Source organism: Pseudomonas sp. CMR5c (assembly GCF_003850545.1).
In the GTDB taxonomy this organism is placed as follows: Bacteria; Pseudomonadota; Gammaproteobacteria; order Pseudomonadales; family Pseudomonadaceae; genus Aquipseudomonas; species Aquipseudomonas piscis.
Map to the genome: position 1 here is coordinate 5,361,803 of NZ_CP027705.1, position 22,497 is coordinate 5,384,299.

General features: G+C 62.8%; 21 protein-coding genes. 10 read left to right on the top strand and 11 right to left on the bottom strand.

The genetic code is table 11. The features are described 5' to 3' along the window. Positions 1 to 4: 4 nt before the first annotated feature. Entirely contained in the window at positions 5 to 904 is a 900-nt protein-coding gene (locus C4K40_RS24595; RefSeq protein ID WP_022640574.1) for a LysR family transcriptional regulator ArgP, read from the bottom strand. A gap of 110 nt (positions 905 to 1,014) precedes the next feature. On the opposite strand from C4K40_RS24595, the gene C4K40_RS24600 reads away from it, so the two are divergent. The 8 genes from C4K40_RS24600 to C4K40_RS24635 all read left to right on the top strand — a co-directional run bounded on the left by C4K40_RS24600 (position 1,015) and on the right by C4K40_RS24635 (position 10,472). After that, entirely contained in the window at positions 1,015 to 1,419 is a 405-nt protein-coding gene (locus C4K40_RS24600; RefSeq protein WP_053131638.1) for an ACT domain-containing protein, read from the top strand. Between the two features lie 2 nt (positions 1,420 to 1,421). Next, positions 1,422 to 2,024, top strand: a complete 603-nt coding sequence (locus C4K40_RS24605; protein WP_022640577.1) for a LysE/ArgO family amino acid transporter — start codon at positions 1,422 to 1,424, stop codon at positions 2,022 to 2,024. Positions 2,025 to 2,200: 176 nt separating this feature from the next. Beyond that, positions 2,201 to 2,797 carry a superoxide dismutase gene (locus C4K40_RS24610; RefSeq protein ID WP_053131640.1) on the top strand — a complete coding sequence of 199 codons (597 nt, stop codon included), beginning with the start codon at positions 2,201 to 2,203 and terminating at the stop codon, positions 2,795 to 2,797. 304 nt (positions 2,798 to 3,101) lie between these two features. Next, entirely contained in the window at positions 3,102 to 5,153 is a 2,052-nt protein-coding gene (locus C4K40_RS24615; RefSeq protein ID WP_053131642.1) for a bifunctional diguanylate cyclase/phosphodiesterase, read from the top strand. A gap of 161 nt (positions 5,154 to 5,314) precedes the next feature. Beyond that, complete coding sequence (locus tag C4K40_RS24620) at positions 5,315 to 6,652, top strand: imelysin family protein (protein ID WP_053131644.1); 1,338 nt, start codon at positions 5,315 to 5,317, stop codon at positions 6,650 to 6,652. 190 nt (positions 6,653 to 6,842) lie between these two features. Further along, positions 6,843 to 8,264, top strand: coding sequence for a di-heme oxidoredictase family protein (locus C4K40_RS24625; protein WP_022640580.1), 1,422 nt, complete (start codon positions 6,843 to 6,845; stop codon positions 8,262 to 8,264). A 43-nt stretch (positions 8,265 to 8,307) separates the two neighbouring features. Next, positions 8,308 to 9,372, top strand: a complete 1,065-nt coding sequence (locus C4K40_RS24630; RefSeq protein WP_053131646.1) for an imelysin family protein — start codon at positions 8,308 to 8,310, stop codon at positions 9,370 to 9,372. 2 nt (positions 9,373 to 9,374) lie between these two features. Then, a complete protein-coding gene (locus C4K40_RS24635; protein ID WP_031320406.1) occupies positions 9,375 to 10,472 on the top strand; it encodes a DUF1513 domain-containing protein in 1,098 nt (365 codons plus the stop codon). 66 nt (positions 10,473 to 10,538) lie between these two features. Here C4K40_RS24635 and C4K40_RS24640 read toward each other — a convergent pair whose 3' ends face one another. The 9 genes from C4K40_RS24640 to C4K40_RS24685 all read right to left on the bottom strand — a co-directional run bounded on the left by C4K40_RS24640 (position 10,539) and on the right by C4K40_RS24685 (position 18,105). Beyond that, positions 10,539 to 10,766, bottom strand: a complete 228-nt coding sequence (locus C4K40_RS24640) for a hypothetical protein (RefSeq protein ID WP_053131648.1) — start codon at positions 10,764 to 10,766, stop codon at positions 10,539 to 10,541. A 2-nt stretch (positions 10,767 to 10,768) separates the two neighbouring features. Further along, positions 10,769 to 11,482, bottom strand: a complete 714-nt coding sequence (locus C4K40_RS24645; RefSeq protein ID WP_031320407.1) for a lipopolysaccharide kinase InaA family protein — start codon at positions 11,480 to 11,482, stop codon at positions 10,769 to 10,771. Between the two features lie 4 nt (positions 11,483 to 11,486). Beyond that, the gene (locus tag C4K40_RS24650) at positions 11,487 to 12,167 is read right to left on the bottom strand and encodes a class I SAM-dependent methyltransferase (RefSeq protein WP_022640584.1); all 681 of its coding nucleotides are present in this window, start codon (positions 12,165 to 12,167) and stop codon (positions 11,487 to 11,489) included. Positions 12,168 to 12,364: 197 nt separating this feature from the next. Further along, positions 12,365 to 13,645, bottom strand: a complete 1,281-nt coding sequence (locus tag C4K40_RS24655) for a HAMP domain-containing sensor histidine kinase (RefSeq protein ID WP_053131651.1) — start codon at positions 13,643 to 13,645, stop codon at positions 12,365 to 12,367. Beyond that, entirely contained in the window at positions 13,635 to 14,318 is a 684-nt protein-coding gene (gene colR / locus C4K40_RS24660; RefSeq protein WP_053131653.1) for a two-component system response regulator ColR, read from the bottom strand. Before colR ends, C4K40_RS24655 begins: the two co-directional genes overlap by 11 nt. 271 nt (positions 14,319 to 14,589) lie before the next feature. Then, a complete protein-coding gene (groL, locus tag C4K40_RS24665) occupies positions 14,590 to 16,236 on the bottom strand; it encodes a chaperonin GroEL (RefSeq protein ID WP_053131655.1) in 1,647 nt (548 codons plus the stop codon). A gap of 49 nt (positions 16,237 to 16,285) precedes the next feature. Then, on the bottom strand, positions 16,286 to 16,579 hold the full coding sequence (locus tag C4K40_RS24670) for a co-chaperone GroES (protein WP_011063093.1): 294 nt from the start codon (positions 16,577 to 16,579) through the stop codon (positions 16,286 to 16,288). 254 nt (positions 16,580 to 16,833) lie between these two features. Next, positions 16,834 to 17,307: an FxsA family protein gene (locus tag C4K40_RS24680; protein WP_053131657.1), complete on the bottom strand. Its 474-nt coding sequence runs from the start codon at positions 17,305 to 17,307 to the stop codon at positions 16,834 to 16,836. 66 nt (positions 17,308 to 17,373) lie between these two features. Beyond that, on the bottom strand, positions 17,374 to 18,105 hold the full coding sequence (locus C4K40_RS24685; RefSeq protein WP_053131659.1) for a HugZ family protein: 732 nt from the start codon (positions 18,103 to 18,105) through the stop codon (positions 17,374 to 17,376). Between the two features lie 163 nt (positions 18,106 to 18,268). On the opposite strand from C4K40_RS24685, the gene C4K40_RS24690 reads away from it, so the two are divergent. Beyond that, complete coding sequence (locus C4K40_RS24690) at positions 18,269 to 19,027, top strand: SDR family oxidoreductase (RefSeq protein ID WP_053131661.1); 759 nt, start codon at positions 18,269 to 18,271, stop codon at positions 19,025 to 19,027. A 91-nt stretch (positions 19,028 to 19,118) separates the two neighbouring features. Here the strand turns inward: C4K40_RS24690 and apbC are convergent, their stop codons facing one another. Continuing rightward, positions 19,119 to 20,213 (bottom strand): iron-sulfur cluster carrier protein ApbC, encoded by a 1,095-nt coding sequence (gene apbC / locus C4K40_RS24695; RefSeq protein WP_022640600.1) that lies wholly within the window; start codon positions 20,211 to 20,213, stop codon positions 19,119 to 19,121. 184 nt (positions 20,214 to 20,397) lie between these two features. Here apbC and metG point away from each other — a divergent pair, with 184 nt between their 5' ends. Then, on the top strand, positions 20,398 to 22,443 hold the full coding sequence (metG, locus tag C4K40_RS24700; protein WP_022640601.1) for a methionine--tRNA ligase: 2,046 nt from the start codon (positions 20,398 to 20,400) through the stop codon (positions 22,441 to 22,443). The last annotated feature ends 54 nt before the right edge of the window (positions 22,444 to 22,497 follow it).

Genomic DNA, 22,497 nt, shown 5'->3' on the forward strand with positions numbered 1-22,497 from the left:
ACGCTTACGGCTGCTCCCAGGGCACCAGCCACTGTGCGGATGAACGAGCCAGGTGCTCGGTGAGCAAGCCCAGCAGTTGCCCGCCATTGCGCCAATGATGCCAGTACAGCGGCACATCGATGGGTTTATCCGGCAGGAGTTCTTGCAGTACCCCTCGCTGCAATTGCTCGCGAACCTGCAATTCGGGCACCAGCCCCCAGCCCAACCCGGCTTCGGCCAGGCGGATGAAGCCTTCGGAAGACGGGCATAGATGATGCTCGAAGCCGCCGTCTACGCCCAGGGACGCCAGGTAGCGATGCTGCAGGAAATCATCGGGACCGAACACCAGTGCCGGAGTCCGGGCCAGTTGTCCCGCGCACACTCCCTGGGGAAAGTGCCGGGCGATGAAGGCCGGGCTGGCCAGGGCCCGGTAGCGCATGGCCCCCAGCAACAGGCTGCGGGCGCCGGCCACCGGTCGCTCGCTGGCGCAGACGCAAGCGGCCACCTCGCCTGCACGCATGCGCTTGAGGCCCACGGTCTGGTCTTCCACCACCAGGTCCAGGAGCAAGTGGTGCTCGGCGCAGAACGCCCCCACCGCTTCGGCCCACCAGGTAGCCAGGCTATCGGCGTTGAGGGCGATGCGCAGGCGTTCCGGCAGCCCCTCCTCGTCCAGGGCCGGCACCAGGCTCTGCAGGTCGCGTTCCAGCAACCGCACCTGCTGCACATGGTTGAGCAGGCGCCGGCCGATCTCGGTGGGGGCCGGCGGCGTGACCCGGACCAGGACCGGCTGGCCGATCCGCGCCTCCAGCAACTTGATCCGCTGGGAAATGGCCGACTGCGACAACCCCAGCACCTGGGCCGCCCGTTCGAAACCGGCCTGTTCGACCACTGCGGCGAGGGCCGAAAGCAACTTGTAGTCGAACATCAGTTTTCCTAATGAGAGATCAGCACTATTGGTTTTTCTTATACAGCCTGGAGCCGGAAAATAGCCAGCATAAAGCCTCTGTATCGCCTCTTAGTTCAAGGATCTTCTTCATGGCTGGTGAAACCTCCCTCGCGACCCTGCTGCGCAGCATGAGCCCGCAGCTCAACGACGGCGAGTATGTGTTCTGCTCCATCACCGACCGCAGCCTGCTGCGGGACTGCGAAGTGCTGGGCAGCTTTCACGAGCACGAAGGCCTGACGGTGATCCTGCGTCGCGAGCAGGCCGAACGTCTCGGCCTGGGGTTCGACTACGTCGCCGCATGGATCACCCTCCAGGTGCATTCGGCGCTGCAGGCCGTGGGCCTGACAGCCGCCTTCGCCGGCGCCCTGGGCCGCGCCGGGATCAGCTGCAACGTGATCGCCGGTTACTACCACGACCACCTGTTCGTCGGCCTGGCCGATGCCGAAAAAGCCGTCCAGGTGTTGCAACGCCTGGCCGCCGGCGAGGAGCTGTAATCATGTGGCAAAGCTATGTAAACGGCCTGCTGGTGGCCGCCGGCCTGATCATGGCGATCGGCACCCAGAATGCTTTCGTCCTGGCCCAGAGCCTGCGCCGCGAACACCATTTGCCGGTGGCCGCGCTGTGCGTGACCTGCGATGCCTTGCTGGTGGCCGCAGGTGTGTTCGGCCTGGCCACCGTACTCGCCCAGAACCCGACGCTGCTGGCGGTGGCACGCTGGGGCGGCGCGGCCTTCCTGATCTGGTACGGCGCCCAGGCGCTGCGCCGGGCGTGCTCGAAGCAGAGCCTGGAGCAAGGCGGTGGCCAGACCGTACGCTCGCTACGGGCGGTGATGCTCAGCGCGTTGGCGGTGACCCTGCTCAACCCCCACGTTTACCTGGACACGGTGCTGCTGATCGGCTCGCTGGGCGCCCAGCAGGCCGAGCCCGGTGCCTACGTGGTCGGCGCGGCCAGCGCCTCGCTGCTGTGGTTCTTCACCCTGGCCCTGGGGGCGGCGTGGCTCGCGCCCTGGCTGGCCCGGCCGGGTACCTGGAGGATCCTCGACCTGCTGGTGGCGGTGATGATGTTCAGTGTCGCGTTCCAGTTGATCAGCGCCGCGTGACTTATTCCAAAAGGCTCTGGAACCTCTATCCCACACAGTTGTTGCGTGGTTATGCCTCCCCCCCGATGCTATGATCCGAAGCTTGCGCCGCAAAGAGTACAAACTCCCCGGCGCTTGTCCGGCCGCCCGTGATCGGCCTTGCGCTCACCGCAACTGACCTGATTAGGAGAATCACCATGGCTTTCGAATTGCCGCCGCTGCCCTACGCACACGACGCCCTGCAGCCGCACATTTCCAAGGAAACCCTGGAGTACCACCACGACAAGCACCACAACACCTATGTCGTGAACCTGAACAACCTGGTGCCAGGCACCGAGTTCGAAGGCAAGACCCTGGAAGAGATCGTCAAGACCTCCTCGGGCGGTATCTTCAACAACGCAGCCCAGGTCTGGAACCACACTTTCTACTGGAACTGCCTGGCGCCAAACGCCGGCGGCCAGCCAACCGGCGCCCTGGCCGATGCCATCAACGCAGCGTTCGGTTCGTTCGACAAGTTCAAAGAAGAATTCACCAAGACTGCGGTTGGCACCTTCGGTTCCGGCTGGGGCTGGCTGGTGAAGAAGGCCGACGGTTCCCTGGCCCTGGCCAGCACCATCGGCGCCGGCAACCCGCTGACCAGCGGCGACACCCCGCTGCTGACCTGCGACGTCTGGGAACACGCCTACTACATCGACTACCGCAACGTGCGTCCGAAGTACGTCGAGGCGTTCTGGAACCTGGTGAACTGGAAGTTCGTGGCCGAGCAGTTCGAAGGCAAGAACTTCGTAGCCTGAACCTGTTCGCAGTGAAAAAACCCGGCCTGGCCGGGTTTTTTTTGCCCATTGCAAAATCAGGATGTTGTCCCGGGGGCTCCAGGCGCTAAGATTCCATGCAGGTAAAAAACAACGCTTTCCCCTCAAGTTGCATGACGTCGCTACCGACACACTGTCCACAGCTAGAGCAATCCTGATTCTGATCACCCGGGCTTCGCCCGCAGACGTCCTGTCCTCGGCCTTGATGTCACTTTGACGGCCATCACGGGATTGCCAATACTCATGGCAACTTGACGCTACGCGCACGGAACAAGGAATAGCCCCTTTGAAGCTGGAACTCAAAAACAGCTTGTCGGTGAAATTGCTCCGGGTTGTGCTGCTGTCGGCACTCATAGTGGGTGTGGTCCTGAGCTGCGCCCAGATCGTCTTCGATGCCTACAAGACTCGGCAGGCGGTAGCTAATGACGCCCAGCGCATCCTCGACATGTTTCGCGACCCATCGACCCAGGCGGTCTACAGCCTGGACCGGGAGATGGGCATGCAAGTCATCGAGGGCCTGTTCCAGGACGATGCGGTGCGCATGGCCTCCATCGGCCATCCCAACGAAACCATGCTCGCGGAAAAATCCCGCGACCTGCAGAAATCCTCCAGTCGCTGGCTGACCGACCTGATCCTCGGCCAGGAACGCACCTTCACCACCCAATTGGTGGGCCGCGGTCCATACAGCGAGTATTACGGCGACCTGAGCATCACCCTGGACACCGCCACCTACGGCCAGGGCTTCATCGTCAGCTCGGTGATCATCTTCATCTCCGGAGTGCTGCGCGCCCTGGCCATGAGCCTGGTGCTGTACCTGGTCTACCACTGGCTGCTGACCAAGCCGCTGTCGCGGATCATCGAGCACCTGACCAACATCAATCCCGACCGTCCCAGCGAACACCAGCTCCCCTTGCTCAAGGGTCACGAACGCAACGAGCTGGGGATCTGGATCAACACCGCCAATCAGCTGCTGGCGTCCATCGAGCGCAATACCCACCTGCGCCATGAAGCGGAGAACAGCCTCCTGCGCATGGCCCAGTACGACTTCCTCACCGGCCTGCCCAACCGCCAGCAACTGCAACAGCAACTGGACAAGATCCTGGTGGACGCCGGGCGCCTGCAACGCCGGGTCGCCGTGCTGTGTGTGGGGCTGGACGACTTCAAGGGCGTCAACGAGCAGTTCAGCTACCAGACCGGCGACCAACTGCTGCTGGCCCTGGCCGATCGCCTGCGCGGCCACAGCGGCCGCCTCGGTGCCCTGGCGCGCCTGGGCGGCGACCAGTTCGCCCTGGTGCAGGCCGATATCGAACAACCCTACGAAGCCGCGGAACTGGCCCAGAGCATCCTCGATGACCTGGAAGCCACCTTCGCCCTCGACCAGCAGGAAATCCGCCTGCGCGCGACCATCGGCATCACCCTGTTCCCGGAAGATGGCGACAGCACCGAGAAGCTCCTGCAAAAAGCCGAGCAGACCATGACCCTGGCCAAGAGCCGCTCGCGCAATCGCTATCAGTTCTACATCGCCAGCGTGGACAGCGAGATGCGGCGCCGCCGGGAACTGGAAAAGGACCTGCGCGAGGCCCTGGCCCGCGAGCAGTTCTTCCTGGTCTACCAGCCGCAGATCAGCTATCGCGACCACCGGGTGGTAGGTGTCGAGGCGTTGTTGCGCTGGCAGCACCCGGAGCACGGCCTGGTGCCGCCGGACCTGTTCATCCCGCTCGCGGAGCAGAACGGCACCATCATCGCCATTGGCGAGTGGGTGCTGGACCAGGCCTGCCGCCAGTTGCGGGAATGGCATGACATGGGCTTCAGCGAGTTGCGCATGGCGGTCAACCTGTCCACCGTGCAACTGCACCACGCCGAACTGCCACGGGTGGTCAACAACCTGCTGCAGATCTATCGCCTGCCACCGCGCAGCCTGGAGCTGGAAGTCACCGAGACCGGCCTGATGGAAGACATCAGCACCGCCGCCCAGCACCTGCTGAGCCTGCGGCGCTCCGGGGCCTTGATCGCCATCGACGACTTCGGCACCGGCTACTCGTCACTCAGCTATCTCAAGAGCCTGCCCCTGGACAAGATCAAGATCGACAAGAGCTTCGTCCAGGACCTGCTGGAGGACGATGACGACGCCACCATCGTGCGCGCCATCATCCAGCTGGGTAAGAGCCTGGGCATGCAGGTAATCGCCGAAGGCGTGGAAACCGCCGAGCAGGAGGCCTACATCATTGCCGAGGGCTGTCACGAAGGTCAGGGCTATCACTACAGCAAGCCACTGTCCGCGCGGGAGCTGGGCGCCTACCTGAAACAGGCCCAGCGCAGCAACGCAGCGATCCTCTGAAGCCAGCGCGGCGCGGGGCTTTGCGCCCTGCGCGAAGGCTCTTCGGAGAAGAAATAATTACAGCGGCAACCCTTTACACATAATGCAAATCTTTCGCATTATGTCGCAGTTTTTCGCGCGCCCCGCGCCGTCCACTCTCCTCTCGAAGCAGGATGTTCGCCATGATTCGTATGCCTCTGGCTACCGCCAGTCTGTTGGCCATCGCTATTTCCCTCGCCGGTTGCGGCGAAGGCAAAGACGACAAGGCTGCCGCTCAAGCACCGACCCCGGCTACCAGCACCGCGACTGCGGCCGGCGACGCCGCCAAGATCGACGAAGCCGCCGCCAAGGCCGTCGTCGCGCACTACGCCGACATGGTCTTCGCCGTCTACAGCGACTCCGAATCCACTGCGAAAACCCTGCAGAGCGCTATCGATGCCTTCCTGGCCAAGCCTGACGACCAGACCCTGGCAGCCGCCAAGGCCGCCTGGGCGGCGGCGCGCGTCCCGTACCTGCAAAGCGAAGTGTTCCGCTTTGGCAATACCATCATCGACGACTGGGAAGGCCAGGTTAACGCCTGGCCACTGGACGAAGGCCTGATCGACTACGTCGACAAGAGCTACGAGCACGCACTGGGCAACCCCGGGGCCAACGCCAACATCATCGCCAACACCGAGATCCGCATCGGCGAAGACAAGATCGACGTGAAGGACATCACCCCGGAAAAACTCGCCAGCCTCAATGAGCTCGGCGGTGCCGAGGCCAACGTCGCCACTGGCTATCACGCCATCGAATTCCTGCTCTGGGGCCAGGACCTCAACGGTACCGGCCCTGGCGCCGGCGCTCGCCCGGCCTCGGACTACCTGCAAGGTGCCGGCGCCACCGGCGGCCACAACGAGCGCCGCCGCGCCTACCTCAAGGCCGTGACCCAGCTGCTGGTCAACGACTTGGAAGAAATGGTCGGCAACTGGAAGCCGGACGTGACCGACAACTACCGCGCCACCCTGGAAGCGGAACCAGCCGAGACCGGCCTGCGCAAGATGCTCTTCGGCATGGGTAGCCTGTCCCTGGGCGAACTGGCGGGCGAGCGGATGAAGGTATCCCTGGAAGCCAACTCCCCCGAGGACGAACAGGACTGCTTCAGCGACAACACCCATAACTCGCACTTCTACGACGCCAAGGGCATCCGTAACGTCTACCTGGGCGAGTACACCCGTGTCGACGGCACCAAGATGACCGGCGCCAGCCTGTCGTCCCTGGTGGCCAAGGCCGACCCGGCCGCCGACGCTGCGCTCAAGGCCGACCTGGCGGCCACCGAAGCCAAGATCCAGGTCATGGTGGACCACGCCAACAAGGGCGAGCACTACGACCAGCTGATCGCCGCTGGCAACGAGTCGGGCAACCAGATCGTGCGCGACGCCATCGCCGCGCTGGTCAAGCAGACCGGCTCGATCGAGCAGGCCGCCGGCAAGCTGGGCATCAAGGACCTGAACCCGGACAACGCCGATCACGAATTCTGATCAGCACAACGTCCAGCAGAAGGCGGCCCTCGGGCCGCCTTTTTCATGCCTGCGACCAGGCCCGGCGTCGGGTGCAAATCAGTTCCGGCGCCCTTGTCCTGGATCAAACCAAACGATAATTCCTCTTATTCAAACCAGGCTGCCCTGTTAGACTTTGCGCCCTTGTTTTGCTCGTCCTGCAGGATATCCGATGCCTTCGTCGCTGCTTCGCTGGTCCGCGCTGTTCCTGGCCTTGAGCCTGGGCGCCTGCGATGAGGCGCCGCGCTTCACCCAGGCCGAGCCTGGCGAAGCCCGCGCCGGGGGCGCGACGACAGTCAACAAGAGCGATCGCAATGCCTTTTCCCTGCCGTCGGCCAACCTGCCGCCTACCCGCCGCCTGGATTTCAGCGTCGGCAACAGTTTTTTCCGCAACCCCTGGGTCATAGCCCCTTCCACCACCACCGCCCGCGATGGCCTGGGCCCATTGTTCAACACCAACGCTTGCCAGAACTGCCATATCAAGGATGGCCGTGGCCATCCACCGGCCCCGGACGCGCTTAACGCGGTATCCATGCTGGTGCGCCTGTCGATCCCCGACGACCCGACCCTGGCCCGGCTCATCGAGCGCACGGGGGTAGTGCCGGAGCCGGTCTATGGCAGCCAGTTGCAGGACATGGCGATCCCCGGGGTGGTTCCCGAGGGCCGGGTGCGGGTGGACTACGAACCGCTCCAGGTGCACTTCAAGGACGGCACCCAGGTTGAACTGCGCAAGCCCAGGCTGCGAGTGACCGACCTGGGCTACGGCCCGATGCATCCGGACACCCGTTTCTCGGCCCGGGTGGCGCCCCCCATGATCGGCCTGGGGCTGCTCGAGGCCATTCCCGAGGAAGCCATCCTGGCCAATGCCAGGCCGACCCGGGAAAACCCCATCGCCGGCCGGCCCAACTGGGTCTGGGACGATGCCCGGCAAAAGACCGTACTCGGGCGTTTTGGCTGGAAAGCCGGGCAACCGAGCCTCAATCAACAAAATGTTCACGCGTTCTCTGGTGATATGGGCCTGACCACCAGCCTGAGACCCTTCGATGACTGCACCGACGCGCAAACCGCCTGCAAGCAAGCCCCCAACGGCAATGGCCCAGACGGTGAACCGGAGGTCAGCGACAACATCCTGCGCCTGGTGCTGTTCTACACCCGCAACCTGGCGGTGCCCGCCCGCCGCGATGTGGACTCGCCCCAGGTCCTGGCCGGCAAGAACCTGTTCTTCCAGGCCGGCTGCCAGTCTTGCCATACCCCAAGCTTCACCACGGCGGCCAACGCCGCGGAACCTGAATTGGCCAACCAGTTGATCCGCCCCTACAGCGACCTGCTGCTGCACGACATGGGCGAAGGCCTGGCCGACCAGCGCACCGAGTTCAAGGCCAGCGGTCGCGACTGGCGCACCGCTCCGCTATGGGGCATCGGCCTGACCGAAACCGTCAGCGGCCATACCCAGTTCCTGCACGATGGCCGCGCCCGCAACCTGATGGAAGCGGTGCTCTGGCATGGCGGCGAAGCCGAAGGTGCGAAACAGCAAGTCCTTGCTTTCAATGCCCAGCAGCGCGCGGCGTTGCTGGCATTCCTGAATTCCTTGTAACGCTCGACTCATATGCTTTCTCCACAATAAAGGGAGCCCGAACATGTTCCGCCCCAAACTGCTCTTCACCAGCCTTGCCGCGCTCGCCCTGGGCGCCTGTTCGCCCCAGGACCCACAAGCCGTGACTTCCGCGGCCATCGCCAAGCAGGTGATCCTGCCGACCTACAGCCGCTGGGTCGACGCCGACCGCCAGCTGGCCGTCAGCGCCCTGGCCTTCTGCGAAGGCAAGGAAAGCCTGGAGACCGCCCGCGCCGACTTCCTCCATGCCCAAAAAGCCTGGGCCGAACTGCAACCGCTGCTGATCGGCCCGCTGGCCGAGGGCAACCGCTCCTGGCAGGTCCAGTTCTGGCCGGACAAGAAGAACCTGGTCGGTCGCCAGGTCGAGCAACTGGTCAACGCCAACCCACAGATCGATGCCGCCGCCCTGAGCAAGTCCAGCGTCGTGGTGCAAGGCCTGTCGGCCTATGAGTACATCCTCTTCGACAGCAAGATCGACATGGCCGATAGCACCCAGAAAGCCCGCTATTGCCCGCTGCTGACCGCCATCGGCGAACGCCAGAAGCAACTGGCCGAGGAGATCCTGTCGAGCTGGAACAACAACGACGGCATGCTGGCGCAGATGAGCAAGTTCCCCAACCAGCGCTATGCCGATTCCCACGAAGCCATTGCCGACCTGCTGCGTGTGCAAGTCACGGCCCTGGACACCCTGAAGAAGAAGCTCGGCACCCCGATGGGCCGCCAGACCAAGGGCATCCCACAGCCGTTCCAGGCCGATGCCTGGCGCAGCCAGTCGTCGCTGCAAGGCCTGGAGGCCAGCCTCAGCGCGGCCCAGACCGTCTGGGCCGGGGTCGACAACAAAGGCCTGCGCGGCCTGCTGCCGGCCGAGCAGAAACCACTGGCCGACAAGATCGACGCAGCCTATGCCGCGTCCTTGAAACTCTTCGCCAGCACCCAGCGCTCGCTGACCGAAATGCTCGGCGACGACGCCGGGCGCCAGCAACTCAACGACCTGTATGACAGCCTCAACGTGGTCCATCGCCTGCACGAAGGCGAACTGGCCAAGGCGCTGGGCATCCAACTGGGCTTCAACGCCAACGACGGTGACTGATGATGCTGCGACGTCAGGCTTTGGCACTGGGCAGCTTGCTGCTCAGTGCGGTGACCTTGGGCGGCTGGACGCTGTTCAAGCAAAAGGGCAAGCAGCCCTTGCTGCTTTCGGCCAGGGATGACGGCGACGGCAAGCATTACGCCGTCGGTTATCAACTGGACGGTAAACAGGTGTTTGCCACCCAGGTCGGCCAGCGTTGCCACGACATCATCAACCACCCGCGCTTGCCCATCGCCCTGTTCGTGGCCCGGCGCCCGGGCACCGAGAGCTACCTGGTCGACCTGCGCGACGGCAAGCTGCTGCAGACCCTGACCTCGCAACCTGACCGGCATTTCTATGGGCACGCGGTGATCCACAAGGATGGCGAGTGGCTGTACGCCACCGAGAACGATACCCGGGACCCGGGGCGCGGCCTGTTGGGGGTCTACCGCTTCGAGAACGAACGCCTGGTGCACAGCGGCGAACTGTCGACCCACGGCATCGGCCCGCACCAGGTGTCATGGATGCCCGATGGGGAAACCCTGGTGGTGGCCAACGGCGGCATTCGCACCGAAGCCGAAAGCCGGGTGGAAATGAACCTCGACGCCATGGAACCAAGCCTGGTGCTGATGCAGCGCGACGGCACCCTGCTGAGCAAGGAAACCCTGGCCCAGCAGATGAACAGCGTGCGCCACATGGGCATCGCCAGCGACGGCACCATCGTCACCGGCCAGCAATTCATGGGCGCCGCTCATGAATCGTCCGAACTGCTGGCGATCAAGCGGCCCGGCCAACCCTTCAGTGCATTCCCGGTGGCCGAACAGCAATTGCAAGCCATGGGGCACTACACCGCCAGCGTCGCCGTGCACAGCGAGCTGCGGCTGGTCGCCCTCACCGCTCCCCGGGGCAACCGTTTCTTCATCTGGGACCTGGACAGCGGTGCGCTACGAGTAGATGCCCCGCTGCCGGACTGCGCGGGGGTCGGCGCCGTGGCCGATGGCTTCGTGGTGACCTCGGGACAAGGCCGTTGCCGCTTCTACGATTGCCGTCAGGCGCAGATCGTGGCCAAGCCCCTGGAACTGCCTGCAGGGCTGTGGGACAACCACCTGCACCTGGCGTGAAGACAGGATTCGGGAAAAATCAAAAGGCCTCGCATCGCGAGGCCTTTTGATTGGCAGGAAAACTCTTCAGCTCTGGGGCTTGAGGCCCTGGCTCATGCCGAACATGAACAGCAACAGGTCATGGTCGGGCTTGGCCGCCGTGGACACCTTCGCCACCCGTGGCAACGGACAGTGGGCATTGCCCTTGGCCGCGCTCAGCACCTGGGTGCGTGGCTGCTCCCAGGCAACCACCGCCAGGGAAGCAACTGCCAAGGCTCCTGCCAGGAATACACCTCGTGCAATTTCTAGCTTCATAGCTATAAACCTTTGATAGAGCTGCCAAACGCCGTCCTGTAAAAGTAGTAGAGCTTCTCCCAGTCGGTGTCGCTCCACGACGAATGGCGACGCAATTGCTTTAGATCATGAGCCGCGGCCCGCTTGCTGCTCAGGCGCTGGCGGCATTTCTCGAAATCCAGCAAGGCGATCTTCGGTCGAGCCTGCTCGCCTTCACCGTCCACCCGCACGAACACATGCTTGGAATACAGGCAACCATGCTGCCAGCGTCCCTTGTGCATCCGCGCCAGCGTCGTCGCCAGGGATTGCAGCACCTGGTCGTGGAACGCCTCACCATGGCGCTCACGCTCGCCGGCGGCGTACCAGTTGTCGATCTCGATGAAACCATCGAGCGACGCCGTGACCAGCAGGGCCTGCCATTCGTTCTGCGCTCCTCGCCTGGCACCACAGAACACCGGCTCCGGAACGGTCACCTGCAGCAAGCGCAGGCCCTTGAGTGCGTTGAGTTCACGCAGGACCGTAGGGCGTCCGAAAGGATGCAACCAACTGCGGTAGATATGCCCTACCTGACGCTTGGCATACAGCAGTCTTCCATTACTGCCTACAAGCCGTTGAACACCACTCTCACCGCCTCGGCGCTTGTTGGGTTCTTCAACCCATTCACCTTGCTCGTTCCAGAAGTATTCGAAGCGATCTGTGGGCACGGCATCCATTTCCGAAGCACATTCAACAGCCATCCTTTTACCTCTTGCGTAGTACGTAAACTCGCCACATGGCGTAGAGCGGAAGGAAGTCCAGGTGTTGCTGGACGCTAAAGCCGGCTTGCCGGAATTCTTCTTCGACCGTGGCCGCCGGTAACACGAAACGGTTCTGGTAACCCTTTTGCCCAACCTCGGATGGTCGCTTGCGCTCCATCCTTTTGCGTTTCCAAGCCTTGAAGTTGCCGTCGACCCACAACGAGACGATCACGCTATCGCGGGTCACCCGCTGGAACTCGCGCAACAGCGCCATGCGGTGCTGCGCTTCACCGACATGGTGCAACAAGCGCATGGAGAAAATGCAGTCCACGGCGTTGTCCGGCAGATCGATGGCAAACGCCGATGTCTGCAAGGGCCGTACCCGTTTCACCACTTCGGCAGGTTGCGCCACCGTGGCGGTGTTGAGCATAGCCGCTGAATAATCGGCGCCAATGATGATTCGATTGCTCTTTTCGGCCAGTAACGGCCAGAAACGCCCAGCGCCACACGGCAGGTCCAGTACCAACCCCGGATCGCCTGCCAGGGACAAGGCAGTGCGAGCCAAGTGCTCATCTCGCTTGTGGGACAGCTGGCGCGCCAGTCCATCCTGATGCTTGAGCAGGTACTCCAGGGCATGCTGGGTATCGTACTTCTCGGAAAACTTCAGCTTGATCGGTGCAACCATCGCCAGGACCTCCTGCAATTGATGGCACTACCTTAAGCAGCGCCATGTCAGCGACAGGTTGTTCCCGCGTGAAAACTTCGTACCGTCCAGCCAAGAAATATTGCAGGGTTTTACAGCGGGCGAACAGTGGCCTGGGGCCATTTCAAAGGAGAAATCGACAAGTGACAGGCCCTGTAAAACAGGGCCATGCAAGACAATCAGACCTTGGTCGATTGCAATTGAACGTGAAAACGACAGCCATTGGGGGTCATGGTGCTGAGGCTGACGCTCCAGCCCTGGTTTTCACAAATACGCTGGACCAGCGACAAGCCAAGGCCCAGGCCTTCCCCACGCTTCTCATCGCCACGCACGAAAGGCTCGAACATCGCCTCGCGCTTTTCCTCAGGAATGCCCACGCCGCTGTCCTCCACCGTGAAGCTACCGGGCGCCAGGCTCAGGCGAATGAACCCCTGCTCGGTATAGTGCAGGGCGTTGCGCAGGAGGTTGCCCATCACCGCATGCAGGAAGGTGGCGTGGTAGCGGGTATCGTCGGACTGTCCGGGATCGAAGATCAGTTCGATGCCCTTGGCCTCGATGGACTCGCTCCACACCCCGAGCAGGTCGCTGGCGGCCTGGCTCAAGGTCAACTGTGGCGACATGCTGGCGTCCTCACGCTGGGCTCTCGCCAGCATCAGGAAGGTCTGCACCAGTTCGCGCATTTCCGAACAGGCCCGAGTGATCCTCTCCACCTGGGCCCGCCCGCGATGGTCCAGGGCCGGGTTTTCCAGCAACAGCTCGCAAGAGGTGGCCAGGACCATCAATGGCGTACGCAATTCATGACTGACGTCACTGGTGAACAGCCGCTCGCGATTGAGCGCCTGGCGCAGGCGGCCCAGGGTCGCATCGAAGGCGATGGCCAGCTCTCCCACTTCGTCCGCTGCGTAGTCCGGCGCCAATGGCGGTGCCAGGCCCAACAACTGGTCACGATGCCGTACCTGGCGTGCCAGGCGCACCACCGGCGCCATCACGCGCCGCGCCAGCACCCAGCCGAGGAACACCGCCAGCGCCAGGCTGAGCACGAAGCCCACCAGCACCACCGCGAACAGCACTCGCTCGCGCTCTTCGAAATCGCTCTGGTCTTGCAGCAGCACATAGCGCCGGCCATCCACCACCTCGACCATGGCGTGATAGGACAACTGTTCACGAAACACTTCATGGAACCCGGGGTCCAGGTGACGCAGGTCCTTGGGCAGCTCGAAATCGCCGCGACCACCACTGTAGTAGAAGAGTTGGTCGGGCTCGGGGCGGTGGCTCCAGTCGCCGACGTTATCCATCAACAGCAGGCGTTGCAGGTCGCCTCCGAGACCAGCGGAGATGAGCTTTTCCTCCACCAGGTGAACGGTGGCCACGATGCCCATGGCGAAGGCCCCAGCCACCAGGGCGCTCATCAGCGCAAAGGCGATGATGATCCGCTGGGCAAGGCTCTGCTTAAACTCCATCGCGGCCCTCGGCCAGGCGGTAGCCGACACCATGCACGGTGTGCAGCAGCGGCTTGGCGAACGGCTTGTCGATCACCTGGCGCAATTGGTGGACGTGGCTGCGCAGGCTGTCGCTGTCCGGACAGTCATCGCCCCACAGGGCTTCTTCGAGGATTTCCCGGCGCAAGACATGGGGACTCTTCTGCATCAGCACCGCCAGTAGTTTCAGGCCGACCGGGTTGAGCTTGAGCAGGCGTCCCTCACGGGTGACTTCCAGGGTGTCGAGGTCGTAGCTCAGGTCGCCCACCTGCAATGCCCGCCTGCCGCCACCCTGGCTGCGGCGCATCACCGCCTCGATCCGGGCGGAAAGCTCCGAAAGGGCAAAGGGCTTGACCAGGTAATCGTCGGCTCCGGACTTGAAGCCCTGGAGGCGATCGTCGAGCTGGTCGCGAGCGGTGAGCATGATCACTGGCGTGTCACGCCGGGCGTCTTCGCGCAGGCGCTTGCACAGGGTGTAGCCATCGATCCCCGGCAGCATGATGTCGAGCACGATCAGGTCGTAGTGCTCGGTGGCGGCCAGGTGCAAGCCCGACAGTCCGTCCTGGGCGCAGTCCACGGTATAGCCCTTGAGCCCCAGGTAGTCAGCCAGGTTGGCGAGAATATCGCGGTTGTCTTCAACCAGTAGGATTCGCATCGGCACTCTCTCCGTATACAGTTACGGCCGTCTTGGCTCGCGCAGCTTAAGGCCAAGTCCGGCTCACCGCCACCCTTGTCGGAAGGCTCGGGGGGCTGTTTCCAGTGTCGCCATGGCTTGACGTTTTTTTCACCCGGGACTCACGTCCCGACGACAGCCAGGGCAACACAATGGCAGCCATTTGCCCCGGGTTTGCCGCAGGACAACGGAAACGAAAAAGCCCCGCCGGCTTGCGCCGGCGGGGCCTTTTCAGTACAGGGGTAAGGCTGGCTTACATCATGCCGCCCATGCCACCCATGCCGCCCATGTCTGGCATGCCGCCGCCAGCTGGAGCGTCTTTCTTCGGTGCGTCGGCAACGGCGGCCTCGGTGGTCAGGATCAGACCGCCGATGGAAGCTGCAGCTTGCAGAGCCGAACGGGTTACCTTGGTTGGGTCCAGGATGCCCATTTCGATCATGTCGCCGTATTCGCCGGAAGCAGCGTTGTAACCGAAGTTACCTTTGCCGTTCTTCACTTCGTTGACTACAACGCTTGGCTCGTCGCCGCTGTTAGCGGAGATCTGGCGCAGCGGAGCTTCGACGGCGCGACGCAGAACCGCGATACCTACGTCCTGGTCAGCGTTGTCGCCCTTGAGGTCGACGATCGCTTGCAGGGCACGGATCAGGGCTACGCCACCGCCAGGCACCACGCCTTCTTCAACGGCTGCACGGGTAGCGTGCAGGGCGTCTTCAACGCGGGCTTTCTTCTCTTTCATTTCAACTTCGGAGCCAGCGCCAACCTTGATCACTGCAACGCCGCCGGACAGCTTGGCCAGGCGCTCTTGCAGTTTTTCACGGTCGTAGTCCGAGGAAGTCTCGGCCACTTGGGCACGGATCTGGGCGATACGGGCTTCGATGTCGGCCTGGTTGCCAGCACCGTCGACAACGGTGGTGTTTTCCTTGGACAGGGTCACGCGCTTGGCGCTACCCAGGTGCTCCAGGGTGGTGCTTTCCAGGCTCAGACCGATTTCTTCGGAGATCACGGTACCGCCGGTCAGGACGGCGATGTCCTGCAGCATGGCCTTGCGACGATCGCCGAAGCCTGGAGCCTTGACGGCTGCGACTTTGACGATACCGCGCATGTTGTTCACAACCAGGGTCGCCAGGGCTTCGCCTTCGACGTCCTCGGCCACGATCAGCAGTGGGCGGCCGGCTTTAGCAACGGCTTCCAGCACTGGCAGCATTTCGCGGATGTTGGAGATCTTCTTGTCCACCAGCAGGATCAGCGGGCTGTCCAGCTCGGCAACCATGGTGTCTGGCTTGTTGACGAAGTATGGGGACAGGTAGCCACGGTCGAACTGCATGCCTTCAACGACCGACAGTTCGTTTTCCAGGCCGGTGCCTTCTTCGACGGTGATCACGCCTTCTTTACCGACTTTTTCCATGGCTTCGGCAATGATGTCGCCGATGGAGTTGTCGGAGTTGGCGGAGATGGTGCCTACCTGGGCGATGGCCTTGGTGTCGGCGCATGGCTTGGACAGAGCCTTGAGCTCCTTGACGATGGCGATGGTCGCCTTGTCGATGCCGCGCTTGAGGTCCATCGGGTTCATGCCGGCAGCAACGGCCTTCAGGCCTTCGTTGACGATCGACTGAGCCAGAACGGTGGCGGTGGTGGTGCCGTCGCCAGCGTCATCGTTGGCACGGGAGGCAACGTCCTTGACCAGCTGCGCACCCATGTTCTCGAAACGGTCTTCCAGTTCGATTTCCTTGGCTACGGAAACGCCATCCTTGGTGATGGTCGGAGCGCCGAAGCTCTTTTCCAGGATCACGTTACGGCCTTTCGGGCCCAGGGTAGCTTTTACCGCGTCAGCCAGGACGTTGACGCCGGTGAGCATTTTCTTGCGGGCGGAGTCGCCGAATTTAACTTCTTTAGCAGCCATGATCGATATTCCTTAAATACTGTGTAGTAGCGGGAAAATACGCGGGGAATCAGCCTTCGATAACAGCGAGAATCTCGTTCTCGGCCATTACCAGCAGATCTTCGCCATCGACTTTCACGGTGTTGCTGCCGGAGTACGGGCCAAACACCACTTTGTCACCCACTTTCACGGCCAGCGCACGTACTTCACCGTTGTCCAGCACACGGCCGGTACCTACAGCGACGATTTCGCCACGGTTAGGTTTTTCAGCGGCCGAACCAGGCAGAACGATACCGCCGGCAGTTTTCGATTCTTCTTCGCTGCGACGGATGACGACGCGGTCATGCAGAGGACGAAGCTTCATTGTCGATCTCTCCTAATTGTGGTTTTCAGCGGCCGGTGTCGATACCGGCGGGTTAACAAATCCGGCGTGGCCGGTTGCGGCTCGACGAGCGAGACGCGGAAGTCTGTCTGGTATCAGCACCAGAAACCTTGCGGTGACCGTTACATAAGGGCGCACAAGGCTATTACAAGGGCTGGTCGATGAATTTTTTTAAATCGCCTGCGCAATAACCAACACGGCACCCGAAGGTGCCGTGTTTGCGAGGCTGGAAGCGATCAGTCGCGGTGCTCGAACTCACCTTCGATGACGTTCGGTTCGCGTCCCAAGGGTTGCTGCGGCGCAGGACCACCACGGGCCGAGCGCATGTCGTCGGCGAAGGCACGCTGGCGCATGGCCTGCTCCTCGGCACGCTCGCGCATCTTGTTGGCCAGCAGGCGACGGGGGAATGGCAGCAGCATCAGCAGGCCGAACACATCGCTGATGAAGCCCGGCAAGATCAACAAACCACCACCCAGGGCCAGCATCAGGCCCTCGAGCATCTGCTGGGCCGGCAACTCGCCACGATTGAGACTTTCACGGGCGCGCAGGGCCGTGGCTAGGCCGGCCACACGCAACACCATCACGCCAAGCAGCGAACCGAGAATGACCAGCAGCAGCGCCGGGAAAAACCCGATCGCCGCGCTGACCTTGACGAAGACGAACAGCTCCAACACTGGGAACAGCAGAAAGAGCAACAGAAAAGGGCGCATCAAATGGTTTCCTCTGCGGAAGAATGCCTTCCAGTAGACCGTAAATGACGTCGCCAATTCGTGAATTCAAGCATCCACGGTCTGATTTTTCGGCCACTGATCGGCGCGCGCCAGGAAAACCAGGGCCTCGCGCACTTGTGTCGACGTGTTGCAAGGGGCTTGGAATGGCAACCAATACAGCGCCTGGCCAATACGCAGGTGCATGCCCTCGGTATCGATCCCGGCCATCTGCGCCGGTACCTTGTCAGGCAAGCCGGTCAGCTCGACGTAGTGGGCGATGGCCTTGGCATGATCGCTGTTCATGTGCTCCACCATGCTCAACTCGGCCTTGCCGGCGAACGGGTTGGCCAGGGTCAGCTGGTCGACCCAATGGATGGCGCCGAAACCGCCGATGTAGCGATGGCGCACCGGCTTGAGCACCCAGAAATCGAAATCGTGGGCCTGGTGATAGTTCTGCGATTCGGGAAAGTAGCGGTAGTAGCGCTCGGCGGCGGCCTCGATCGCCGCCTCGTCGGCCAGCTTCTCGGCCTCGGCCAGGTAGGTCAGGCGCCCCACCGCCTGCACGTCATCGGCATCGCGCTCACCGACCAGCAGCGAACACTTGGGATCTTTCTGCAGGTTGTGGGTGTGCTGGGCGATGCGGCTGATGAGGATCAGCGGACGACCTTCGGCATCGAGGCAATAAGGCACTACGGAACCGAAGGGAAAACCCGGCATGGACTTGGAATGCGTGGACAGCACGCCACGGTATTCCTTGAGCAGCAGTTCTCGTGCATTCTTGGCAGCTTCAACGCTCACTTTATGACTCCTTCAATAGAATCCGTCGAAAACGGACGGGCGATCGGACCACGGTCCGTCTACGCCAACGGGGCAATACTCGTCTGCAGCCAGGCCAGGCCCAGCTGTCGCGAAGGGCCCTGGTACAAGGACACCCTCTCACGACAGCTGACAGGACATGCGAATGCAACTCACTGACAAAGTAATCATTATCACCGGCGGTTGCCAAGGCCTGGGCCGCTCCATGGGCGAGTATTTCGCCAGCCGTGGAGCCAGGCTGGCCCTGGTGGACCTGAACCAGGAAAAACTCGACCAGGCCGTCGCGGCCTGCAAAGCCCATGGCGTCGAGGCACGCTCCTACCTGTGCAACGTGGCCAACGAAGAACAGGTCGAGCATATGGTGAATCAGGTTGCCGAGGACTTCGGTGCCATCCATGGCCTGATCAACAACGCCGGGATCCTGCGCGATGGCCTGCTGCTCAAGGTCAAGGACGGTGAAATGACCAAGATGAGCCTGGCCCAATGGCAGTCGGTGATCGACGTCAACCTGACCGGCGTGTTCCTGTGCACCCGGGAAGTGGCGGCGAAGATGGTGCAACTCAAGACCAGCGGCACCATCATCAACATCTCGTCGATTTCCCGCGCCGGCAACATCGGCCAGACCAACTACTCTGCGGCCAAGGCCGGGGTTGCCGCAGCGACCGTGACCTGGGCCAAGGAACTGGCGCGCTACGGCATCCGCGTGGCCGGTATCGCCCCGGGCTTCATCGAGACCGAGATGACCCTGGGCATGAAGCCCGAGGCCCTGGAGAAAATGACCGCCGGTATTCCGCTCAAGCGCATGGGCAAGCCGGAAGAAATCGCCCACTCGGCGGCCTATATCTTCGAGAACGACTACTACACCGGACGCATCCTGGAAATGGACGGCGGCTTGCGCCTCTGATCCGAAGACGCTGCTCCCGGCCCTTGCGGCGCGGGAGTTGATGCAACAACGCTCGCCGCAACCTAAATCGCGACGAGCGCCTGCCCTGGGCTCAATCGTCGCTGACGGTGATGCTGGGCATCGCCGGGGCGGCAGCTTCCTGCAACACAATACGTGCCCCCACGTGCCGTGCCAGTTCCTGGTAGACCATGGCGATCTGGCTATCCGGCTCGGCGATCACCGTCGGCTTGCCGCCATCGGCCTGCTCGCGGATCAGCATCGACAGCGGCAGCGAAGCCAGCAGTTCGACGCCGTACTGGCTGGCCAGCTTCTCGCCGCCGCCTTCGCCGAACAGGTGCTCGGCATGGCCGCAGTTGGAGCAGATGTGCACCGCCATGTTTTCCACCACTCCCAGTACCGGGATGTTCACCTTGTGGAACATCTCGATGCCCTTGCGCGCATCCAGCAGGGCCAGGTCCTGGGGCGTAGTGACGATCACCGCACCCGCCACCGGGACCTTCTGCGCCAGGGTCAGCTGGATGTCGCCGGTACCCGGCGGCATGTCGATCACCAGGTAGTCGAGATTGCCCCAGTCGGTCTGGGTCACCAGTTGCTGCAAGGCGCCAGAGGCCATCGGGCCACGCCAGACCATGGGCGTGTTGTCGTCGGTGAGGAAGGCCATGGACATGACTTCGACACCGTGGGCCTGGATCGGCACGAACCACTTCTGGTCCTTGATCTTCGGCCGTGTGCCTTCGGCGATGCCGAACATGATGCCCTGGCTCGGGCCATAGATATCGGCGTCGAGGATGCCCACCCGGGCACCTTCCCGAGCCAGGGCCAGGGCCAGGTTGGCGGCGGTGGTGGACTTGCCCACGCCGCCCTTGCCCGATGCCACCGCCACCACGTTCTTGACGTTGGCCAGGCCCGGTACCTGGGCCTGAGCCTTGTGCGCGACGATCACGCTGCTGGCCTCGACCTTGGCCGAGCCCACGCCTTCCAGGCCCTCGATGGCCAGTTGCAGCATCTGCGCCCAGCCACTGCGGAACAGGCCGGCGGCATAGCCCAGCTCCAGGCGGACCGAGACCCGGTCGCCCTGGATGTCGATGTCCCGCACACAGCCGGCGCTCACCGGGTCCTGGTTCAAGTAAGGGTCGGTGTACTGGCGAAGCACGGCTTCCACCGCTGCGCGATTGACGGCGCTCATGGGCAACTCCGATAACAAGACAGGAAAATCAGCCGGCTATCCTACGCCGCCTCTCCCTTCGTGGCGAGGGAGCGGCGCCGCCCCTGGAGCTTGCCTGCGCTGCACAGGGACGCCTGGAAGGGTGAAAATTCCGTCCCGGCGTTTTATAGTGGCCGACCTTCGTTTCATCAAGTAGCCGAGCCCCATGTCCGAGCCACGCAAGATCCTCGTCACCAGCGCCCTGCCCTATGCCAATGGTTCCATCCACCTTGGCCACATGCTCGAGTACATCCAGACCGACATGTGGGTGCGCTTCCAGAAGCACCGCGGCAACCAATGCGTCTATGTCTGCGCCGACGACGCCCACGGCTCGGCCATCATGTTGCGCGCGGAAAAAGAAGGCATCACCCCGGAACAACTGATCGCCAACGTCCAGGCTGAACACAGCGCCGACTTTGCCGACTTCCTGGTGGACTTCGACAACTTCCACTCGACCCACGCCGAGGAAAACCGCGAGCTGTCGAGCCAGATCTACCTCAAGCTGCGGGATGCCGGGCACATCGCCACGCGCGCCATCACCCAGTATTTCGACCCGGACAAGAAAATGTTCCTGGCCGACCGTTTCATCAAGGGCACCTGTCCCAAGTGCGGCACCGAGGACCAATACGGCGACAACTGCGAGAAATGCGGCGCCACCTACGCCCCCACCGACCTGAAGGATCCGAAGTCGGCGATCTCCGGCGCCACTCCGGTGCTCAAGGAGTCCCAGCACTTCTTCTTCAAGCTGCCGGACTTCCAGCAGATGCTGCAGACCTGGACCCGCAGCGGCACCCTGCAAGACGCCGTGGCCAACAAGATCGCCGAATGGCTGGATGCCGGCCTGCAGCAGTGGGATATCTCCCGCGATGCGCCTTACTTCGGCTTCGAGATCCCCGATGAGCCAGGCAAGTACTTCTATGTCTGGCTGGACGCGCCGATCGGCTACATGGCCAGCTTCAAGAACCTCTGCGCCCGCCGTCCGGAACTGGACTTCGATGCGTTCTGGGCCAAGGACTCCAGCGCCGAGCTGTACCACTTCATCGGCAAGGACATCGTCAACTTCCACGCCCTGTTCTGGCCCGCCATGCTCGAGGGCGCGGGCTTTCGCAAGCCCACGGCGATCAACGTCCACGGCTACCTGACCGTCAACGGCCACAAGATGTCCAAGTCCCGCGGCACCTTCATCAAGGCCCGCACCTACCTGGACCACCTGTCGCCGGAATACCTGCGCTACTACTACGCCTCCAAGCTGGGCCGTGGCGTCGACGACCTGGACCTGAACCTCGAGGACTTCGTGCAGAAGGTCAACTCCGACCTGGTAGGCAAGGTGGTCAACATCGCCAGCCGTTGCGCCGGGTTCATCCACAAGGGCAATGCCGGAGTGATGGTCGACACCAACGCTGCCCCCGAGCTGACCGAGGCCTTCCTGGCCGCCGCACCGAGCATCGCCGAGGCCTACGAGGCCCGTGACTTCGCCCGCGCCATGCGCGAGATCATGGCCCTGGCCGACCGCGCCAACGCCTGGATCGCCGACAAGGCACCCTGGTCGCTGAACAAGCAGGAAGGCAAGCAGGATGAAGTCCAGGCCATCTGCGCCACCGGCATCAACCTGTTCCGCCAGCTGGTGATTTTCCTCAAGCCGGTACTGCCGGTCCTGGCCGCCGACGCCGAGGCATTCCTCAACGTCCCGGCACTGACCTGGAACGACCACCAGCAATTGCTGGCCAACCATCAGCTCAACGAATTCAAGCCGCTGATGACGCGGATCGACCCAGTGAAAGTACAAGCCATGACCGACGCCTCGAAGGAAGACCTCGTCGCCAGCCAGACCGACACTGGTGCGCCCAAGGGCAATGGCGAACTGGCCAAGGACCCGCTGTCGCCGGAAGTCGACTTCGACACCTTCGCCGCCATCGACTTGCGCGTAGCGTTGATCGTCAAGGCCGAAGCCGTGGAGGGCGCCGACAAGCTGCTGCGCCTGACCCTGGATATCGGCGATGAACAGCGCAATGTCTTCTCCGGGATCAAGAGCGCCTACCCGGACCCGTCCAAGCTCGACGGTCGCCTGACCATGATGATCGCCAACCTCAAGCCACGGAAAATGAAGTTCGGTATCTCCGAGGGCATGGTGATGGCTGCCGGCCCAGGCGGTGAAGAAATCTACCTGCTGAGCCCCGACAGCGGCGCCAAGCCCGGCCAGCGGATCAAGTAAGGCCGTCGGCTGGACCCCGTCCCCCCGTTGCCCACTGGCGCAACGGGGGGATTT

Coding starts and splice junctions, on each gene's coding strand:
- groL (WP_053131655.1), bottom strand. CDS start 16,236: ATGGCTGCTAAAGAAGTTAAATTCGGCGACTCCGCCCGCAAGAAAATG.
- C4K40_RS24630 (WP_053131646.1), top strand. CDS start 8,308: ATGTTCCGCCCCAAACTGCTCTTCACCAGCCTTGCCGCGCTCGCCCTG.
- C4K40_RS24605 (WP_022640577.1), top strand. CDS start 1,422: ATGTGGCAAAGCTATGTAAACGGCCTGCTGGTGGCCGCCGGCCTGATC.
- C4K40_RS24670 (WP_011063093.1), bottom strand. CDS start 16,579: ATGAAGCTTCGTCCTCTGCATGACCGCGTCGTCATCCGTCGCAGCGAA.
- C4K40_RS24640 (WP_053131648.1), bottom strand. CDS start 10,766: ATGAAGCTAGAAATTGCACGAGGTGTATTCCTGGCAGGAGCCTTGGCA.
- colR (WP_053131653.1), bottom strand. CDS start 14,318: ATGCGAATCCTACTGGTTGAAGACAACCGCGATATTCTCGCCAACCTG.
- C4K40_RS24680 (WP_053131657.1), bottom strand. CDS start 17,307: ATGCGCCCTTTTCTGTTGCTCTTTCTGCTGTTCCCAGTGTTGGAGCTG.
- metG (WP_022640601.1), top strand. CDS start 20,398: ATGTCCGAGCCACGCAAGATCCTCGTCACCAGCGCCCTGCCCTATGCC.
- C4K40_RS24655 (WP_053131651.1), bottom strand. CDS start 13,645: ATGGAGTTTAAGCAGAGCCTTGCCCAGCGGATCATCATCGCCTTTGCG.
- C4K40_RS24600 (WP_053131638.1), top strand. CDS start 1,015: ATGGCTGGTGAAACCTCCCTCGCGACCCTGCTGCGCAGCATGAGCCCG.
- C4K40_RS24635 (WP_031320406.1), top strand. CDS start 9,375: ATGCTGCGACGTCAGGCTTTGGCACTGGGCAGCTTGCTGCTCAGTGCG.
- apbC (WP_022640600.1), bottom strand. CDS start 20,213: ATGAGCGCCGTCAATCGCGCAGCGGTGGAAGCCGTGCTTCGCCAGTAC.
- C4K40_RS24595 (WP_022640574.1), bottom strand. CDS start 904: ATGTTCGACTACAAGTTGCTTTCGGCCCTCGCCGCAGTGGTCGAACAG.
- C4K40_RS24650 (WP_022640584.1), bottom strand. CDS start 12,167: ATGGTTGCACCGATCAAGCTGAAGTTTTCCGAGAAGTACGATACCCAG.
- C4K40_RS24620 (WP_053131644.1), top strand. CDS start 5,315: ATGATTCGTATGCCTCTGGCTACCGCCAGTCTGTTGGCCATCGCTATT.
- C4K40_RS24645 (WP_031320407.1), bottom strand. CDS start 11,482: ATGGCTGTTGAATGTGCTTCGGAAATGGATGCCGTGCCCACAGATCGC.
- C4K40_RS24625 (WP_022640580.1), top strand. CDS start 6,843: ATGCCTTCGTCGCTGCTTCGCTGGTCCGCGCTGTTCCTGGCCTTGAGC.
- C4K40_RS24610 (WP_053131640.1), top strand. CDS start 2,201: ATGGCTTTCGAATTGCCGCCGCTGCCCTACGCACACGACGCCCTGCAG.
- C4K40_RS24690 (WP_053131661.1), top strand. CDS start 18,269: ATGCAACTCACTGACAAAGTAATCATTATCACCGGCGGTTGCCAAGGC.